Source organism: Pseudoduganella lutea (assembly GCF_004209755.1).
GTDB classification, from domain to species: Bacteria; Pseudomonadota; Gammaproteobacteria; order Burkholderiales; family Burkholderiaceae_D; genus Rugamonas; species Rugamonas lutea.
The window spans coordinates 6,254,084-6,273,568 of the sequence record NZ_CP035913.1 but is presented as its reverse complement, the minus strand read 5'-3'; the positions used below and the strand labels follow the sequence as shown (position 1 = coordinate 6,273,568).

12 protein-coding genes are annotated in these 19,485 nt (G+C 65.9%); 6 read left to right on the top strand and 6 right to left on the bottom strand.

Going from position 1 to position 19,485, the window contains the following annotated elements:
* Positions 1-18 precede the first annotated feature (18 nt).
* Together galB and EWM63_RS26455 are read left to right on the top strand one after the other, a co-directional pair.
* Entirely contained in the window at positions 19-2,724 is a 2,706-nt protein-coding gene (gene galB, locus EWM63_RS26460) for a beta-galactosidase GalB (RefSeq protein WP_229487516.1), read from the top strand.
* A gap of 93 nt (positions 2,725-2,817) precedes the next feature.
* A complete protein-coding gene (locus EWM63_RS26455; RefSeq protein ID WP_130189200.1) occupies positions 2,818-5,040 on the top strand; it encodes a patatin-like phospholipase family protein in 2,223 nt (740 codons plus the stop codon).
* 69 nt (positions 5,041-5,109) lie between these two features.
* On the opposite strand, the gene EWM63_RS26450 is transcribed toward EWM63_RS26455, so the two are convergent.
* On the bottom strand, positions 5,110-5,700 hold the full coding sequence (locus EWM63_RS26450) for a histidine phosphatase family protein (protein WP_130189199.1): 591 nt from the start codon (positions 5,698-5,700) through the stop codon (positions 5,110-5,112).
* 136 nt (positions 5,701-5,836) lie between these two features.
* Between EWM63_RS26450 and EWM63_RS26445 the strand changes: the two genes are divergently transcribed.
* A complete protein-coding gene (locus tag EWM63_RS26445; protein WP_165390942.1) occupies positions 5,837-8,611 on the top strand; it encodes a glycosyl hydrolase 115 family protein in 2,775 nt (924 codons plus the stop codon).
* A 45-nt stretch (positions 8,612-8,656) separates the two neighbouring features.
* Here EWM63_RS26445 and rnk read toward each other — a convergent pair whose 3' ends face one another.
* Positions 8,657-9,064 carry a nucleoside diphosphate kinase regulator gene (gene rnk / locus EWM63_RS26440; RefSeq protein WP_371861136.1) on the bottom strand — a complete coding sequence of 136 codons (408 nt, stop codon included), beginning with the start codon at positions 9,062-9,064 and terminating at the stop codon, positions 8,657-8,659.
* A 428-nt stretch (positions 9,065-9,492) separates the two neighbouring features.
* Here rnk and EWM63_RS26435 point away from each other — a divergent pair, with 428 nt between their 5' ends.
* Together EWM63_RS26435 and EWM63_RS26430 are read left to right on the top strand one after the other, a co-directional pair.
* Positions 9,493-10,431 (top strand): DMT family transporter, encoded by a 939-nt coding sequence (locus EWM63_RS26435; protein ID WP_130189198.1) that lies wholly within the window; start codon positions 9,493-9,495, stop codon positions 10,429-10,431.
* Between the two features lie 216 nt (positions 10,432-10,647).
* A complete protein-coding gene (locus EWM63_RS26430) occupies positions 10,648-10,878 on the top strand; it encodes a hypothetical protein (RefSeq protein ID WP_130189197.1) in 231 nt (76 codons plus the stop codon).
* Positions 10,879-10,949: 71 nt separating this feature from the next.
* On the opposite strand, the gene galK is transcribed toward EWM63_RS26430, so the two are convergent.
* The 4 genes from galK to EWM63_RS26410 all read right to left on the bottom strand — a co-directional run bounded on the left by galK (position 10,950) and on the right by EWM63_RS26410 (position 15,925).
* Entirely contained in the window at positions 10,950-12,113 is a 1,164-nt protein-coding gene (galK, locus tag EWM63_RS26425; RefSeq protein ID WP_130189196.1) for a galactokinase, read from the bottom strand.
* Between the two features lie 60 nt (positions 12,114-12,173).
* Positions 12,174-13,211 carry a UDP-glucose--hexose-1-phosphate uridylyltransferase gene (locus tag EWM63_RS26420; protein WP_130189195.1) on the bottom strand — a complete coding sequence of 346 codons (1,038 nt, stop codon included), beginning with the start codon at positions 13,209-13,211 and terminating at the stop codon, positions 12,174-12,176.
* Between the two features lie 195 nt (positions 13,212-13,406).
* On the bottom strand, positions 13,407-15,077 hold the full coding sequence (locus tag EWM63_RS26415; RefSeq protein ID WP_130189194.1) for a sodium:solute symporter family transporter: 1,671 nt from the start codon (positions 15,075-15,077) through the stop codon (positions 13,407-13,409).
* 461 nt (positions 15,078-15,538) lie between these two features.
* Complete coding sequence (locus tag EWM63_RS26410) at positions 15,539-15,925, bottom strand: response regulator (RefSeq protein WP_130189193.1); 387 nt, start codon at positions 15,923-15,925, stop codon at positions 15,539-15,541.
* Between the two features lie 417 nt (positions 15,926-16,342).
* Between EWM63_RS26410 and EWM63_RS26405 the strand changes: the two genes are divergently transcribed.
* Entirely contained in the window at positions 16,343-19,363 is a 3,021-nt protein-coding gene (locus EWM63_RS26405) for a TonB-dependent receptor (protein ID WP_130189192.1), read from the top strand.
* Positions 19,364-19,485: the final 122 nt, after the last annotated feature.

Genomic DNA, 19,485 nt, shown 5'->3' with positions numbered 1-19,485 from the left:
TGGGCAGTACGAACGTTGGTGGCAGCGTCGTGCCTTGCGGCGGTGCCCGCGATGGTGGTGACGGCCGTGGCGGCCCCGCTGGAGGCAGGCGACAGGCAGTCGCCGCGCCAGCGCATCCCGTTCAACGAGGGCTGGAAGTTCTACCTGGGTGACCCGGGCGGCAATTCCGCGCCGTACCTGTACGACATCCGCCCCGAAGTCAAGGAATCGGCCGACGGCAAGGTAGCCGACGCGATGCCCGAGGAAGCCGCGCGCATCGCCCGTGGCAACGTGCCGCTGCTGAAGCCCTGGATCCTCCCGACCGGCAACGCCTTCATCAAGGACCCGGGACAACGCCACGCCCGCCCGGCGCAGGAACCGGCATTCGACGCGCCGTTCGCCAGGGCGGACTTCGATGACGCCGCCTGGCGCGCCGTCACGCTGCCGCACGACTGGGCCATCGAAGGCCCGTTCCTCGCCACCGGTCCCTATGGCGGCATGGGCCGCCTGAAGACATGGGGCCCGGCCTGGTACCGCAACAAGATCGCCGTCACGGGCGCCGATGCCGGGAAGTCGATCTTCCTCGACATCGATGGCGCGATGGCATATTCCTCGGTCTGGATCAACGGCAGGCTGGCCGGCGGCTGGCCCTATGGCTACAACTCGTTTCGCATCGACCTGACGAAATTCCTGAAACCGGGCGACAACCAGCTGGCGATCCGCCTGGACAACACGCCCGAATCGGCGCGCTGGTATCCGGGCGCGGGCCTGTACCGCAACGTGTGGCTCACCAAGACGGCGCCGCTGCACGTGGGCCAGTGGGGCGTGCAGGTGCGTACGCCCAAGGTATCGAAGGCATCGGCGCAGGTGGCGTGGAACGTCACGCTGGACAATGCCGGCACCGCGCCCGCAGCCGCCGAAGTCACCACGCAGCTGTACGCGCTGGACGACAAGGGCCGCATCGCCGGCAAGGCCGTGGCCACTGTCGTTTCGCCGAAGACGACCGTGCCGCCAGGCGCCAGCGCCACGGTGGCCGGGGACGCCACGCTGGCCAACCCGCGCCTGTGGGGTCCGGTGCCGACGCAGAAACCGCACCGCTATACGGCGGTGACGACGGTACGCCACGATGGCCGCGTGGTCGACCGCTACGAAACCCCGTTCGGCATCCGCGAGCTGCGTTTCGATGGCGTGAAGGGCCTGTATGTCAACGGCGAGCACGTGCCGATCCGCGGCGTGAACAACCACCACGACCTGGGCGCACTGGGCGCGGCCTTCAACGTGCGCGCCGCCGAGCGCCAGCTGGAAATCATGCAGGAAATGGGCATCAATGCCGTGCGCATGAGCCACAACCCGCCCGACCCGCAATTGCTGGAACTGACGGACCGCATGGGCATCCTCCTGCAGAACGAAGTGTTCGATTCGTGGGAGCGCAAGAAGACGCCGCTCGACTTCCACCTGATCTTCCCGGATTGGCACGAGCAGGACCTGCGTTCGATGCTGCGTCGCGACCGCAACCACCCGTCGATCGTGATGTGGAGCGTGGGGAACGAGGTGGGCGAGCAGTACACGGGCGAGCACGGCGCCGCCATCGGCCGCAAGCTGGTGGGCATCGTGCACGAGGAAGATCCCGGCGGCCGCCCCGCCACCACGGCGATGAACTGGGCCAAGCCGGACATGCCGCTGCCGGGCACGATGGACGTGATCAGCCTGAACTACCAGGGTACCGGCATCCGCACCTTGCCCGGCCAGTTCCCCGCCTTCCACGAGAAATTCCCGGACAAGGCGATCCTGCACACGGAAAGCGCGTCGGCCCTGTCGTCGCGCGGCGCATACCAGTTCCCCGTCCCCGGCGCGCTGAGCGCTTCGGTGCGGCCGGGCGCCGGCGGCGATCCAAAGACGCAGCAGGTGTCCGCCTACGAACTGTTCGCGGCGGACTTCGGCAGCTCCGCCGACCGCGCATTCGCCTCGCTCGACCAGAACCCTTACACGGCCGGCGAATTCGTCTGGACCGGTTTCGACTACCTGGGCGAACCGACCCCGTACTACGGCGCGCGCAGCTCGTATTCCGGCATCGTCGACCTGGCCGGGTTCAAGAAGGACCGCTTCTACCTGTACCAGGCGCGCTGGCGCCCCGAACTGCCGATGGTGCACATCCTGCCCCACTGGACCTGGCCGGATCGCGTCGGCGAAGTGACGCCGGTGCACGTGTTCACGTCCGGCGACGAGGCCGAGCTGTTCGTCAACGGCAAGTCGCAGGGCAAGCAGAAAAAGGCCCCGTACGCCTATCGCCTGCGCTGGGACTTCGTCACCTACGAGCCGGGCTCGATCGAAGTCGTGGCGTACAAGGACGGCAAGGCGTGGGCCCGTTCCACCGTGAAGACGGCCGATGCGCCGGCCGCGCTGCACGCCAGCGCCGACCGCGCGACCATCGCCGGCGACGGCCGTGACCTGTCGTTCATCACCGTGCGCGTGACCGACAAGGCCGGATTGACGGCGCCGCGCGCCAGCAATGCGGTGCGCTTCACGGTGGAAGGCCCCGGCGAGCTCGTTGCAACCGACAATGGCGATCCGACCAGCTTTGTGTCGTTCCAGTCGCCGGAACGGGCCGCGTTCCACGGCCTCGTGCTCGGCATCGTGCGCGCGAAACCCGGCGCGAAAGGGCCGATCACGGTGCGCGTGAGCGCCGATGGCTTGCAGGCCGCCACGGTGGCGCTGCGCAGCACCGGGCGCAGTATCAAGGACTAAGCGCCCCCCGCGTCAATCGTGGCGCGGTTGCTTTTGCCTGCGCGATTTGTCATGCTGTTCCCGGCGGCGCATTGAACCGCCGCCGGGAACAGCATGATCACCGAAACCACCACCACGCCACGCCTGACCCGCACGGCCTTCCTGGCCGGCGCATTGAACCTTTGCCTGTACCCCTTGCTGACGACGCTGGCCGGCAACGTCATCCTGCTCGGCCTCGAACAGGTGCGCGAAACGCTGGTGGCTTTCGGCGAGCCGGACGGTGGCGGCACCGCCGATCCACTGGCGTCGCCGAGCTATGCGCTGTTCGTCGCCGCCCTTGCCTACTGGGCGTTTGCAAGCTGGTACTGCGCCCGCATCATGCTGGGCAAGCGCTTCCCGCGCGACCGGCTGCGCCCCTGCATCGACGACCGCTTCGCCGCGCTGGCCGGCCGCTGGATGCCGCGCATCCTCGGCCTGCTCGGCGTGGTGCCGATCACCGTGTTCTTCGTGCTGGCCACGCCCTCGCCGCGCTACTGGGTGGCCCTGGCGGCGGTGGCCGGCGCCTTTCTCGCGTTCGCCGTGTTCCGCCGCCAGCTGGCGGCCGCGCACGCCGGCTGGGTGCGCCGCCATGAAGATCCCTACCCCCGCTTCTCCACCCTCAGCCGCGGGGCGGTGGCCACGATCGTGGTCATGTTCGCGATCTCGTTCGGCGTGCTGCTGGCCACGATCGTTGGCCGGGAAACGGCCAGCCGCGCTATCGGTTCGCCCGCCCTGGTGCTGGTCGCACTGGGTTCGTGGACGCTGTTCGGCAGCGTCGTCATGACCTACCTGCCGCGCAGCGCCGGCTGGCCATCGCTCGCGCTGCTGCCGTTCGCGCTGGCCTTCGTGCTGTCGTTTTTCAATGAAAACCATTTTGTGGCGGCGAACGGCACGCCGGCCGGCAGCGGCGCGCGGCCCGCGTTCCCCGCCGACCTGGAGGCGTGGAATACTGCGCGCGGCGCACGCAGCGCCGATCCGATCTACCTCGTGGCGGCGGCGGGCGGCGCGTCGCGGGCCGCGTTCTGGACCGGCGTGGTGCTCACCAACCTGGAAAACCAGGCCCGCCTGCGCAACCGCGAATTCGCCCACAACGTCTATGCCGTGAGCGGCGTTTCGGGCGGCAGCCTGGGCGTGGCGGCATTCGTGGCCGCGCTGGCCGCCGAACAGGAGGCCGGGCGCACCGGCGAAACACCCCTGGCACCGCGCCCGACGGACTTCCTGGCCCGCGATTTCCTGGCACCGGCCGTGGGCCAGATGCTGTACAGCGACACGATCGCGCGGTTCCTGCCCTGGCCCTGCACGGCCTGCGACCGCTCGCGCGGCCTCGAGGAAGCGTGGGTGCGCGACTGGCAGCACCACAGCCCGGCGCAGGCATCGTGGTTTATGCAACCACTGAGCCAACCACTAAACCAGCCACTGAGCCAGCCACTGAGCCAGCCACTGAGCGAACCGCAGCGCGGGGCGCACACCACGCCAGCCACCGTGCCCCGCATGATCTTCAACACGACGACGGTCGGCGATGGCCGCCTGGTCGTGCAGTCGGACCTGCACTTCGTGCCCACCGATGCCTACGACATTTTCGACGGCACGCTGGACACGAGCCGGCTGACGCGCGCCGGCGCCGTCCACAACTCCGCCCGCTTCACGTATGTCAGCCCGGCCGCGGCGATCCGCCACGCCGACGGCGGCACCGTGTGGGACTACCTGGTCGATGGCGGCTATTTCGAGAACTCGGGCGTGGCGGTGCTCAACGCGATGATCGGCAAGCTGCAGGGCGGCACGCCGGCCCAGCAGGCGCTGGCGCGGCAGATTGTCGTCATCGTCATCGAAAACGATCCCGCCGGCAGCGCGCAATGGATCTGCGATCCGAAACCGCAGCCACGGTCGCGCAAGCTGCCGATCGCCATGGAACTGAGCGCCCCGGCGTTCGCGCTGTACCAGACGCGCACCGCGCGCGCCCACGCCATGGAAGCGGAAGCCATCCGCCTGCTCGGTGGCTGCAGCGCCGGCAAGGTCATCGAATTGCGCTTCCCGGAAGCGGACCGCAAGCGCCCCGGCCATGCCACGGCCGGGCTGCTGGACGCCGACCCGCCCATGAGCTGGTTCCTGAACGCGGCGAGCCGGGCGCGGATGGCGACCGTGTTGTGCGCTGGCGGGCCTTCCGATCCGCGCGACCTGCTGGCGCGCGAGTGGCGCCGCGCGCTGGCCCTCGTGGAAAACTCGTCGGCACGGCAAGGCACGCCGCGCCCCGATGCGTTCACGCCGGCCGACACTACGCTCGCCTGCAGGCAGCCTTAGGTTTCGCGAGAGTCCGGCGCCGCCATCGGTCGGACACTACCGCAACACGCGGTCATGGCGCCGGTGTCGTCACCGTCCCGGTCGCGGCACGCCGAGCGTTCCCAGCACCTCCAGGCTGCCATCGGCCTTTGCCTTGGCCACCACCATCTCGCCCTGCGCCAGGCTCTCGCCCGTCAGCGCGCGCACGTTCACGTCGTGCGTCACCAGCACCAGGTTGCCCGGTTCGCTGAACGTGGCCACGTACTTCCGCACCGCGGCGACCTTCCGGTCTTGCGTGGCGCTGTCCTGCTGCCAGGTGGAATCGATCATTTCGGCGGGCTCCGCGCGGCCGAAGGCCAGTTCCGCCGTATCGACGCAGCGGCAATAGCGGCTCGTCAGCACGCGGCCGGGCGGCACCGCATGGGCGTGGAACGCCGCGCCGATCGCCTTCGCATCGGCCCGCCCCGCGGGCGACAGGTTGCGCTGGGTCTTGCAATCGCCCAGCCTGAAACCGGACGGATCGCCGACACCGGGCGTGGTGGCGGCATGGCGCATGACGATCACGTGACCGCCCGAGGCGAGCCGCTTCCACAGCGCAGTTTCATCGGCGGCGGATGCGGCAAACACGGGCAGTTGCAACGAGGCCAGCGCAAACAGGCTGGCGGCAAGGGAACGGAACATGGCGGCTCCTCATGGGTGGGCCCGTACAAGGCGGAACGCGTATCCGCTCATCATGATGAGCAATGGACGGACATTCCCGCGCACGGTCCAGCGTAATATACCAGCGCCGCCCACTGCCCAGCTTCCGATACTTTTCATGACCCGCCAACGAAACTGCCTTGCACTGAGCATCTCCTTCCTGTTCGGCTGCACCGTCCACGCCGCCGATTTCGACATCAAGAACGCCACCGTGCTCGCGGAAGACCACGCAACGATGCGCATCGCCGCCGACTTGCTGCGGCGCGACCTGCTGGCGGTGGGCGGCGGGGATACGAAGCCGGCCAGCAAGCTCGCCGACTGCCGCGAGGTGTGCATTGTCGTCGGCCGGCACGATTCGCCGCTGCTGCGCGACATCGCGAAAGCCGAGGGCCTCGATTTTTCGGCACTGGCCGGCAAGTGGGAACAATACGAGCGCATCGGCATCGCGTCGCGCACGAAACCCGGCACGCGGCTGCTGCTCATCGCCGGATCGGACGTGCGCGGCGCAGTGTTCGGCGCGGTCGACGTGACGCGCGAACTGGGCGTCTCGGCCTGGGAATGGTGGGCGGACGTGAAGCCGAAGGTAACCGGCCATGTCGCCGTGCGCGGCGAAAGGATCGTGTCGGCGGCACCGTCTGTGCGCTACCGCGGCATCTTCCTGAACGACGAGGACTGGGGCCTGCAGCCATGGGCCGCGCAAACGTTCGACCCGGCGAAGGATATCGGCCCGGCCACGTATGCGCGCATCTTCGAACTGCTGTGGCGCCTGAAGGCCAACCTGATCTGGCCGGCGATGCACGATTCGACGAAACCGTTCTACCAGGTGCCGGGCAACGCGCAGGCGGCAAAGGATTACGCGATCGTCGTCGGCACGTCGCACGCCGAGCCGATGATGCGCAACAACGTGCGCGAATGGAAAAAGAGCGACGGCCCGTTCAACTTCTTCACCAACCGTGACGCGATCACCCGCTACTGGCAGCGGCGCGTCAATGAAACGACTGGGGCCGATGCGATGTACACGATGGGCATTCGCGGCGTGCACGATTCGGCCATGGAAGGTGCCGACACGATCGACGCGGCACGCGCCGGCGTGACGGACGCGATTGCAGTGCAGCGCAAGCTGCTGGCGGATGCGTGGCGCAAGCCATTGCCGCACATCGCGCAGGCGCTGACGTTGTACAAGGAGGTGCTCGACATCTACAACAGCGGCCTGCAGGTGCCGGACGACATCACGCTGGTCTGGCCGGACGATAACTATGGCTACCTGCACCAGCTGGGCAACCCGAAGGAAGCGGCACGCGGCGGCGGCAACGGCCTGTACTACCACATCTCCTACTGGGGCCGGCCGCACGATTACCTGTGGCTGGCCACCACGGCGCCGGGCCTGATCCGCGACCAGTTGCAGCGCGCCGTGGCCACCAGGACCGACCGCGTGTGGGTGGTCAACGTGGGCGACATCAAACCGGCCGAATACCTGACCCAGTACTTCCTCGACGCGGCCTTCGACAGGCGTCAGCTCGACCGCCCCGCCGCCGACCACATGCAGGCGTGGTTCGCGGAACAGTTCGGCGCGGGCCATGCGCCCGCCATCGCCGGCATCATGCGCGAGTACTATGCGCTGGCGTGGGAGCGCAAGCCGGAGTACATGGGCTTTTCGCAGACCGAACCGACGACGCCGACGCGCCAGACGGACTACATGGCCGCCGGCGGCGAGGAAGCGGAGCAGCGCCTTGCGCGCTACGAGGCGCTCGACCTGCGCGCCCAGGCCATCGGCGCGGCACTGCCGGCCGACCGCCAGGACGCGTTCTTCCAGCTCGTGCAGTATCCGGTGCGCGCCAGCGCGAACCTGAATGCGCGCATCCTGAGGCTGGACCTGGCCGCGCAGTATGCGCGCATGGGCCGGCCATCGGCCCAGTATCATGCAGGACAGGCCAGGAACGCGCAGGACGCGATCGCCGCCGACACCGCGCACTACAACGCGCTGGCCGGCGGCAAATGGCGCGGCATGATGGATGCGGCGCCGCGCCGCTTGCCCGTGTTCCTCGAACCCGTGTTTCCGGCATATGGCGTACCGTCCCGCAAGGATTGCGACGTGGCGTACCCCTCCCCGCTCTCGGCGCAGGGCGGCGCGCTGTGGTTTACACGTGGCGTGCCCGAAACAAAGATGCTGACCGTGATCCAGTACGCCGCCGCGCCGCTGCGCTGGACGGCGGACCAGGTGCCGGCCGGCCTGCGGCTATCGACTGCCGATGGCGCGCTCGACGCCACGAACGGCTACGAGCAGCGCATCGCCGTCACCTACGACGGCAAGGGCGACACGAACGGCCTGCGGATCGGCTGCGGCGACAGGCGCCTCGGCGTGCGGGTGCAGGTGGCGCCCGGCGCTGCGGTTGCGACCGAGCACGAGAGGATCATCACGCTGCCCGCCGCCACCGCTGGCGCCAGCGCTGGCTGGGCGCCGGTCGACATCGGCAGCCTCGGCACCGCGCAACGGGCCGATCTCGCGCTGCCGTCGCGCGACGATCCGGCCGGCGCCCCGGCGCTGTCATTCGCCTTCCACAGCCACACGAAGGCCGAGTCGCGGCTGCGGATCGTGGCCGTGCCCGTGCATGCGCTCACTTCAGGCAACAAGCTGCGCATCGCCGTATCGCTCGATGATGCCGCGCCGGTAACGCTGGATTTCGGCACTGTCGGCCGCAGCGACGAGTGGAAACGGAACGTGTTGTCCAACACCGCCGTGCGCACGCTGCCGCTGCCGGCCCTGGCGCCGGGAGCGCACACGCTGCGCGTGCATGCGCTCGATCCGGGCTTCGTGCTGGACCGGATCGAGGTGGTGTTCGATGGCGCGCCCGCGTGGTACGGGGTCGCGCCCGGCGCGCGAAAGTACGACTGAATGGCCATCGACGGGCGGCCGTGAAGGCGCGCCGGCCGGCCCGTACTATCGGTGCAGCTCTCCAGCCCGTTCCGGCTGGTAAACGAGGTCGCGCACCGTGACGGTGAAGGTGGCGCCATCCTGGCGGGTCCAGTCGATGCTTTCGCCGACCTTCAGCCCCAGCAGCGCGCTGCCCACGGGCGTGAGGATCGACAGCCTCGCGGCGCTGCCGTCGATATCCTTCGGATAGGCCAGCGACATGTCGAATTCCTCGGCGGTATCGTCGATGATGAAGCGCACGCGCGAATTCATGGTCACGACGTCTGGCGGCATCTCCGCCGGCTCCACCACCTCGGCCCGCGACAGCTCTTCGAACAGGGCGTCCTGCCCGCGCGCCTGCGCATCCGGCAGCGCGTCGAGCAGTGCTTCCAGTCGGTCCATGTCCAGCGACGATACGACGATTTTCGGTTTCATGATGATCCCTGCAAATTGATGCCCGGCCGTCGGCCGGGCGAATGGATTGGCCTTGCCCGCTCGGGCGGGCGGCAGTCGGAGAGTGGAGTGGCCCGGGAGGACAGGTCGGCCAAAGGCCGCCTGGGGTTCCTCACCGAGCCCGGGAAAGCCAGGCGAGAGCTCGCGGGCGCTTGCGGGAAGGCGGTGCGGACAGGAATGCGGCTGCGCGGGCGGCACACGTCACGCAGCCACCCTCGTTCAGGGACGAACCGTGCGGCTGGCGGTGACGGGCGGGAATCGTGGCAGGCATCGTGGTCGAGCACCGTGAAAGGGGGCGCTTCGTGCCCGATTATACACACGACGGTCCATGTGCCCGAGGGGCGGGCCTGCACGGCCGGTCAATGTCCCGTATCATCGCGGACTCAACATTATTTCATTCCTGAAGATCCATGCCTGCCGCCAGCGTTTCCGATACCAGCTCCCCCTTCGCCCGCCCGAGGACCGTGCTCCTGGTGGCCACGCTGTGCTGCCTGCTGTGGGGCAGTTCCTACCCGTCGATCAAGACGGGCTACGAGCTGCTGGGCATTGTCCAGCACGACGTGCCCTCAAAGCTGATCTTTGCCGGCTACCGCTTCCTCATTGCCGGCCTGTGCCTGGTGCTGCTCGCCATCGCGCTGCGCAAGCCGGCCCTGAAGCTGACCGGCGCCCAGCTGCGGCAGCTGACCGTGCTGGGCCTGGCCCAGACGGGCCTGCAATATGTGTTCTTCTACATCGGCCTTGCCTACACGACGGGCGTGCGCGCATCGATCCTGAATGCCACGACCACCTTCTTCAGCGTGCTGCTGGCGCATTTCATTTACCGGAACGACCGCCTGTCGCCGCGCAAGGCGGCAGGCTGCCTGCTGGGTTTCGCCGGCGTGCTGGCGGTCAACCTCGGTGCCGGCCCGCTGGACATCGCGTTCACGCTGCGGGGAGAAGGCTTCATCGTCATCGCCGCCTTTGTGCTGTCGGCCGCGTCGATCTATGGCAAGCACGTGTCGGGTGGCATGGATGCGATGGTCATGACGGGCTGGCAACTGGCCATCGGCGGCGCGGCGCTGCTGGCCGGCGGCTACGCGAGCGGCGGCACGGTGGGTAACATGACGCTGGCGCCCGCCATCCTGCTGGCTTACCTTGCGCTGCTGTCGGCCGCGGCCTTTACGCTGTGGAGCCTGCTGCTGAAGCACAATCCGGTCGGCACGATCAGCATGTATGCCTTCCTGATCCCCGTGTTCGGGGCAGCGCTGTCGGCGCTGTTCCTGCACGAGAGCATTCTCGAGTGGAAGAATCTTGCTGCACTGGCACTCGTGTGCGCCGGTATCTGGCTGGTGACGCGCGCGCCGAGATAAGCGCCGTCATTCGGCAGCGGGCTCTCCAGGCGGATACAGGATGCGCGTTCCCTCGACGCGCGCGAATCCCGTGAGCACGTGGGGCTGCCCAGGCATCCGCATGATGGCGCCGCGATACCGGCAGTGATGTAAATAAAAGTAACCGACTAGCAGAACAGGCTTGACTTTCGATTAACATTGCCGGATGCTGCTACGCACAAACCCCCTGGAGAATTCATGCAACCGCTAGACCGTCGGCGCGATACGGACATGGCACGGGAAATCGATCGCGCCATCACCATCGAACACATTGAAGGCACGCTGAAAGCGTGGTCCCACCTCGTTCAGCTCGGTATTTCACCGAATGCGATCCGCCGTGTACTGGAGCTTGATTCCAGTGCGCGGCGGCGGCGGCGGGCCGCCGTTCCCGTCGAACGGCCGAGCCCGGAAGGGCTGGAATCCGTCTGAAACTGTTTGTGCACAGCACAAACAAAAACCGCAGGCTCGCGGCCTGCGGTTTTTGACGAAGTAACTTCAGGTCAGGCTGGCACCACCCCGGCACCCGGCGAAGCCTTGCAAACATAAATCGTCGCACCCTGCCCGTTCGGGCCCGGATACTCCTTCTCGACGGCGGCGCGCACGGGCGCCACCTGCGCTTCCGGCACCAGCGCCACGACGCAGCCACCGAAGCCGCCACCGGTCATGCGCACGCCGCCTTCGGTGCCGATGACGTTCTTGACGATGTCCACCAGCTGGTCGATCAACGGCACGGTGATTTCGAAATCATCGCGCATCGATGCGTGCGACGCGGCCATCAGCTCGCCCATGCGCGACAGGTCGCCCTTGCCCAGTGCTTCGTTGGCGGCCAGCACGCGGGCATTCTCGGAAACGATGTGGCGCGCGCGCTTGAGGGTCATGGCGTCGAGTTCACCGCCACGGGCATCGAGCATCGCCTGGTCGACGTCGCGCAGGGCCTTCACGCCGAAGTGGCTTGCCGCGGCTTCGCACTGCTTGCGGCGCGTGTTGTATTCGCTGTCCACCAGGCCGCGCTGCACGTTCGAATTAAAGATCATGATCGCCGCGCCGGCCGGGATCGGCACCGGCTGGGTTTCCAGCGAGCGGCAGTCGATCATCAGCGCGTGGCCGGCGATGCCTGAGGCCGAGATGATCTGGTCCATGTTGCCGCACTTGGTGCCGACGAAGTTGTTCTCGGCGCGCTGCGCTGCCAGTGCGATGTCGATCGGCGTCACTTTTTCAAAGCCCGGCAGCGTGGCGAACAGGCGGCCGATGGCCACCGTCAGCGACGCCGACGACGACAGGCCCGCGCCTTGCGGCACGTCGCCCGATACCACCATGTCGAAGCCCTGCAGCGGCAGGCCCTGCTCGATCATGTCGATGATCACGCCGCGCACGTAGTTGGCCCACATCGGCTCGTCGCGGCGCTCGATCGGTGCATCCAGCGAGAACTGGTCTTCGGCGCCCGCGTAGTCGGCGGCCACGATGTGCACGATGCGGTCATCGCGGCGGCGCGCGGCGATCACCGTGCTGTAGTCGATCGCGGCAGGCAGCACGAAACCGTCGTTGTAGTCGGTGTGCTCGCCGATCAGGTTGACGCGGCCGGGGGCCTGCACGACGACGTCGGGCGCGGCGCCGAACTTGTTTTCAAAGGCGGTGCGGGTATGGTTAATCAGCGTTTCGCTCATCAGGATCTCTTCTTATTGGCGTGACTTGGGTGACTGAATCGGGTGACCTGGTCGGGTCGGTTACTGGCGCTGGAGATAGTGTACATCCGGCAGTTCGCGCAGGCGCGCCGCCGCCTGTTCCGGCGTCAGGTCGCGTTGCGCCTCGGCCAGCATTTCATAGCCGACCATGAACTTGCGTACCGATGCCGAGCGCAGCAGCGGCGGGTAGAAGTGGGCGTGCAGCTGCCATGGCTGGGTATCGTCCGAACCATAGGGAGCGCCGTGCCAGCCCATCGAATACGGGAAGGACGTCTGGAACAGGTTGTCGTACTTGATGGTCAGCGCTTTCAGGGCGACAGCCAGGTCGGCGCGCTGTTCGCGCGTCAGGTCATCCAGGCGCTTTACCTCGAAGCGCGGCAGCAGCAGCGTCTCGAACGGCCAGCTGGCCCAGTACGGCACGACGGCGAGCCAGTGTTCTGTCTGGACCACGGTGCGCTCGCCGGCAGCGGCTTCGCGCTCCACGTAGTCGAGCAGCATCGGGCGGCCATGCTTCGCCAGGTAGTCGCGTTGCTGCACGTCTTCCTTGACCGGCGAGTTCGGCACGAAGCTGTTCGCCCACACCTGGCCATGGGGGTGCGGGTTCGAGCACCCCATCGCCTGGCCCTTGTTCTCGAACACCTGCACCCACGGATAGGACTTGCCCAGTTCCTCGGCCTGCGCGCACCAGGTATCGACGACCTGTTCCAGCGCCGGCAGGTCCAGTTCCGGCAGCGACTTGCCATGGTCCGGCGAGAAGCAGATCACGCGGCTCGTGCCGCGCGCGCTCGTGTTCTGGAACAGCGGATCGGTGCTGGCAGGCGCGTCCGGCGTGTCCGGCAGCAGCGCGGCGAAGTCGTTGTCGAAGACAAAGGTGCCCTTGTAGTCGGGATTGACTTCACCATTGACGCGCGTATTGCCGGCACACAGGTAGCAGGTCGGGTCGTGCGATGGGCGCGGGGAATTGTCGATCGCTTCCTGCTGGCCCTGCCACGGGCGCTTGGCGCGGTGCGGGGAAACAAGCACCCACTCGCCGATGAGGGGGTTGAAACGACGGTGCGGATGGTCTGTGGGATCGAACATGCGGTTCCTCTATTCTTCTTCGTGCGTTATGACTGGACGGTAACCGGCGCACTCCCGCCGGGCTCGTCATCAGACCAACCGGACAGGAGGGATCGGAAAACCGGAAGCGACCCGGCATGATAACGCGTTGCGCGCAATCATGAAGCCGGGTCGCGTGAATGGTGTGGAGGGCCCGGCGCGGCCCCCCGGGTCAGCTTACCACCAGGCCGCGTAGACGGCGATCAACAGTGCGCAGATGATGGCCGAGCCGATCGCGAAGCTGCGCTCCACGCGGAACATGCCGGTATCGACGATCATGCGCTTGGCCTCGCCCGAGACGGCCGCGGTCTTGCTGATCAGCACCATGCCGGCGACGACGACCCAGAACACGATGAACATGCGGTCCAGGAACGGGATCTCGTAGACGCCCGTGCCGTTGTCGACGGCAAAGCCGATCGGCGCCAGGAACGACAGGTCCATCATGCCCGGCAGGAACTTCAGCACGATCGACAGCACCAGGCCGCCCACTGTGGCGAACATGGCCGCCGCGTGCGTGGTCTTCTTCCAGAAGAAGCCCAGCAGGAACATGGCCAGGATGCCCGGCGACACGAAGCCCGTGTATTCCTGGATGAAGGCGAAGCCACCCTTCTTGTCGATGCCCAGGAACGGCGCGATCAGCGCGGCGATCGCGATGGAGACCATCACGGTCAGGCGGCCGACCCATACCTGCTTCTGTTCGCTGGCGGTCTTGTTGAAGTGCTGCTTGTAGATGTCCAGCGTGAAGATGGTGGCGATACTGTTGGCCTTGCCGGCCAGCGACGCGACGACGGCGGCGGTCAGTGCGGCGAACGCAATGCCCTTGATACCGGCCGGCAGCATGGCCAGCAGCGTCGGGTAGGCGCGGTCCGGGTTCAGTTCACCGCCCACGCGCATCGAGTCGCCCAGCGCGCCGGACTTGTCCAGCGCGAAGGCGGCAATGCCTGGCAGCACCACGATGACGGGCATCAGCAGTTTCAGGAACGCGGCAAACAGCAGGCCTTTGCGGGCCGTCTTCAGGTCCGCGCCCAGCGCGCGCTGCGTGATGTACTGGTTGCAGCCCCAGTAGTTCAGGTTGACGATCCACATGCCGCCGATCAGCGTGGTGAGGCCCGGCAAATCCATGTAGTTCGGGTTGCCGCGGTCGAGCACCATGTCGAAGTGCTCGCCGGCGCGCACGAACAGCTCGCTGGCACCCGCGATGGAACCGCTCTTGCCACCCAGCATGGCAACGAGGTCCAGCGCGATCCACGTGGTGACGAGGCCGCCGACGACGAGGCACAGCACCTGGATCACGTCCGTGTAGCCGATCACCTTCATGCCGCCCAGCGTGATGACAGCGGCGAACACGGCCAGGAAGATCATGCAGGCGAAGACGTTGATGCCGGCGACACTGGAAATGGCCAACGCGCCCAGGTACAGGATCGACGTCAGGTTGACCACCACGTACAGGCCGAGCCAGAACAGCGCCATCGTCGTGGCCACGGCCTTGCCGTAGCGCTGTTCGAGGAACTGGGGCATCGTGTAGATGCGGTTCTTCAGGTACACGGGCATGAAGAACACCGCCACGATGATCAGCGTGGCCGCGGCCATCAGTTCATACACGGCGATCGCCATGCCGATTTTGAAGCCGGAACCGCTCATGCCGATGAACTGCTCGGCGGAGATGTTGGAGGCGATCAGGGAGGCGCCGATGGCCCACCACGTCAGCGACCCTTCGGCCAGGAAGTAGTCATGCGATGCCTGGCCGGAAGTGCTCTTTTTTCGGCGGTAGATCCAGATGCCGTAGCCGGAGATGACGATGAAGTAAAACAAGAAGACAAGCGTGTCCAGGGTGGAAAGTTGATTCATCGGAAGTATTTGAGTGTGTCTCTGGTAAGGGGCGGTGTTCGATCGCCCCCTGCTTCTGCTTTTTACTTTTTCACTTTTTGATTTTTGTGCTTTTTTACTTTTTGCTGTGCTCCGGCGACTCCGGTCCGGCCCGGCTCATGGCCGATCCGTGCCAAGTCCCATCGCGGCGACAGGATGCACCAGGCGGCGCCCCCATCGACGATCGCGATCGCAAACGGTCAGCAGGTTGATTGCTGGACATGCTTGCCGATCATAGTTGCGATAGCGCTAACTATACCATGTGCAACTACATTGCAGAGTCAAAAAATGTAGTCGAAGGCACGGGATGCCGATCAGGCTGCAGTATAAGTGAAAAATTACTACGATTTTCACCAGATGAGGTGTCGAAATCGGTGCCGCCGGCAGCGGACATCCGTAAGGGAAAAGTGCTGGGGGAGGTATTCAACCCTGCCAGTTCGCGCTCAGGCAGCTTCGAGCGCGCCGAGCAGCGTGGGCAGCTGGGTCGGCTTCGTAAGATGCAAGTTGAAACCGCAGGCGGCGGTGCGCGCCCTGGCAGCGGCATCGCCCCAGGCAGTCAGCGCAATGATGCGCAGCGTGGCGCACTCCGGCCGGGCGCGCAGGGCCTGGGCGACCTCGTAGCCATCCATGCCGGGCATGCCGATGTCGAGCAGCACCACGTCCGGATGAAATGCTTCCACAGTCTGCAATGCCACGCAGCCGCTGAACGCTACCGTGACCTCATATCCCGACAATCGCACCAGCTCGGCCAGCAGTTCGGCCGCGTCACAGTTGTCGTCGACGATCAGGATGCGCCGCAGCACCCTCTTTTCGTTACTGAAATTGCCCATTTCACCTGCCCGATCCTGGTCCCCCACCTAACCAGGAACATTACTCCTTATCCCTTGGAAACTTGTAGGACGGCATCCCGGCATGCTGTGGGAAATAGACTTGACGCAACTTCATGACATGAGGCAAGTGTTTGCCGCATGGCCAACCCCAATTCAGGCCGTCCTTCAGCGGCGTTATGTTTGCGCAACCAAATTATGTTAGATCACCAAAAGTTGCGCTTGGCAAGGATCAGTTTCATTGGACTGACTGAACAACAACGCCTGTGCAAGTCGCGATTGCCCCGGCTGCCGAGTTCGACTACATTCGGTCCTGGGAGATGAAAACGGTTTCAGGTAGCGCCGCTCATTTCCACCGCGATGGCACACCCCACAAGAGGGCACCGCGCAGGTCGATTATAAAAAACACAGGAGACAAAAGTGAGACACCTTCAAAAAACGGCCATCGCCATGGCCGCCGCGCAACTCGCATTCTGGTCGCACACAGCATTGGCCCAGGAAGTTAGCGCAACCGAAAATCAGGCATCCGCAAACAACAGCGCTGTCGTTGTCGTCAGCGGCCAGCGCGCCGCGTTGCAGTCGGCGCAAAAACTCAAGCAGGATGCCGACGAAGTCGTGGATTCGATCGTTGCCGAGGATATCGGCAAGCTGCCCGACCGATCCGTGACCGAAATCCTGAGCCGCGTGGTCGGCGTGACGATGGACCGCAGCATGTCGAACGACCCGCAGCATTACGCGGTCGAGGGTTCGGGCATTGCGATCCGTGGCCTGACCTACGTGCGCTCGGAGCTGAACGGCCGCGAGTCCTTCTCGGCCAACGGCGGTCGCTCGCTCAGCTTCACCGACGTGCCGCCGGAACTGATGGCCGGCGTGGACGTGTACAAGAACCCGTCCGCCGAACAGACCGAAGGCGGTGTCTCCGGCCTCGTCAACCTGCGCACGGCGATGCCGTTCGACTTCAAGGGCTTCAAGGGCGCCATCTCGGGGTCGTACACGTATTCCGACCTGCGCAAGGGCAAGGCCCAGCCGACCGGCTCGCTGCTGCTGTCGGACCGCTGGAATACCCGCTTCGGCGAATTCGGCGCCCTGATCGACCTGGCCTCGTCGATCAGCCACACGCGCACCGACGAACTGTTCATCGAAGCCTATTACCCGCTGACGAACGCGGAGCCGGGTCGCACCGTGTGGGTGCCGCGCGGCGCGCAGTGGCGCTCGATGAACTGGGAACGCGACCGCAAGGGCCAGTACGCGGCCTTCCAGTGGCGGCCGAACCGCGACATTACCGCGGCGCTGACGTATTTCCAGTCGAAATACAAGGAAGGCTGGTCCGAACAGGCGCTGCTGTCGCAGGAAACGGGCGACCGGCCCTACGGCATCCAGGTGGCGAACGGCGTGTATGACGACAATGGCGCCCTGCTCTCCGGCGTGATCTCGAACCCCGCCAATGGCGGCATCAACCTGAACTCGGACCGCCGCGTGTCCGACCGCCGCTCGGCCACGCGCGACCTGGCGCTGAACCTCAAATGGCGCATCGCGCCGGCATGGAGCGCCACGACCGATTTTCAGGTGGTGCGCGCCAGCACGCAGGCGCTCGATTCCGACGTGGCCACCGGCATCCTGATGCAGAAGGAAACGCTGGACCTGACCGGCGGCCTGCCGAAGATCACGTTCGATGCGGACGACATCAAGTACCTGTCGGACCCGAAGAATTACTACTGGGCCTACACGATGGAGCACAAGGACCGCTCCAAGGCCGAGAGCAAGGCATGGAAGACCGACATCAAGTACGAATTCGACCACCCGGTGCTGCGCGACCTGCGCTTCGGCGTGCGCCTGCAGAACCGCAATTCGCGCAACCAGAACACGAACCCCAGCTACAACTGGCAGGCGATCAGCCAGCCGTGGATGCTGGGCTGGCAGGTCGACCGCCTGGCCACGCTGGACGATCCGAAGTTCGCCGGCGGCGCCACGCTGCGCAGCTTCAACAACTTCTTCGGCGGCGATGTGCAGGTGCCGGCGATCATGTTCCCGGACGACGCGGTGGCCCGCGGCTACCCGGACAGCTACGCCAAGCTGCACACCTACCACGACATCCTGTGCGCGGAGAAGGGAACCACCTGCTCGCCATGGCCGGCGGCCACCTTCGACAACGACCCGGCCGGCACCAACTTCCAGGAAGAAAAGACCCGCGCGTTCTACACGCAGCTGCGCTTCGGCTGGGACAACCTGAAATATCCGGTCGACGGCAATATCGGCGTGCGCTATGTGAAAACGAAGTCCACCGCGTTCGGCTACACGACCTATAACCCGACGATCCCGACGTTCGAGGATGCCGCCGCCGTTTTGGACCGCAACAAGATCGCCAACATCACGCCGTTCGCCACCCGCCGCGATTACGAAAACGACTACCACAACTGGCTGCCCAGCCTGAACCTGCGGCTGAAGTACAGCGACCAGCTGCAATTCCGCGCTGCGATCGCCCGCTCGATGTCGCGCCCGGACTTCTCGCAGATGAAGGCGTACACGCCGCTGTCGCAGTCGATCACCACCGTCACGGACACGGCAAACAATATCGTGACGGTCACCAATACGTCGCTGACCGGCACGGCCGACGGCAACCCGAACCTGCGCCCCACCACCGGCACGTCGGTCGACGTGACGGCCGAGTGGTACTTCGCCAAGGCCGGCTCCGTGACGCTCGCGCTCTTCAACAAGGACCTGAAGAACGTCATCGTCAACCAGATGTACAACTACGAGGTGCAGGACGTCAACGGCAAGACCCAGAGTTTCGCGGTGACGGGCCCGGTGAACGGCGCGCACGGCTACGCGCGCGGCTTCGAGCTGGCCTACCAGCAGTACTACGACTGGCTGCCAAGCTACCTGAAGGGGCTGGGCGTGCAGGCAAGCTTCACGTACGTGGACAGCAGCCGCAAGCTGGACAACCCGGTCTTCGCGGAGTACTGCTCGGGCAATGCGGATGCGAACAACCTGAACCTGTACATCAACGGCTGCGATACGGATGGCCGCACGTTCGGCAACATGCCGCTGCAGGGCCTGTCGAAGAAGACCATCAACTTCGCGCTGATGTATGAGCGCGGCCCGGTGTCGGCACGGGTGGCCTACAACTGGCGCTCGCGCTACCTGGCCGGCGTGAACCAGTGGGGCACGCGCGACACGAACGGCACGGACGGCAACCCGGCCAGCCCGACGTACGGCCAGCACAACGTGGCCTGGGGCCTGCCGCTGTGGCAGGAGAACTATGGCCAGGTCGACGCCTCGGTGTTCTACAACGTGACGGAAAAATTCCGCATCGGCCTGGAGGCGCAGAACCTGAACGACGCCACGTCGAAGCAGACCATGCAGCAGCATGCCGGCACGTTCGGACATGCGTGGTTCGTGACGGGTCCGCGGTACACGGTCCAGGCGAACTACTCGTTCTGAGTTTTCGTTCTCCAGCGCGCCAACAGCTTCGAGCTTACGTTGTTGGCCGCGGAACACCGGTGTCTGACACCATTTCCGGGTGAATCTTCCGGAAATGGTGTCAGACACCGGTTTTTTGTTCC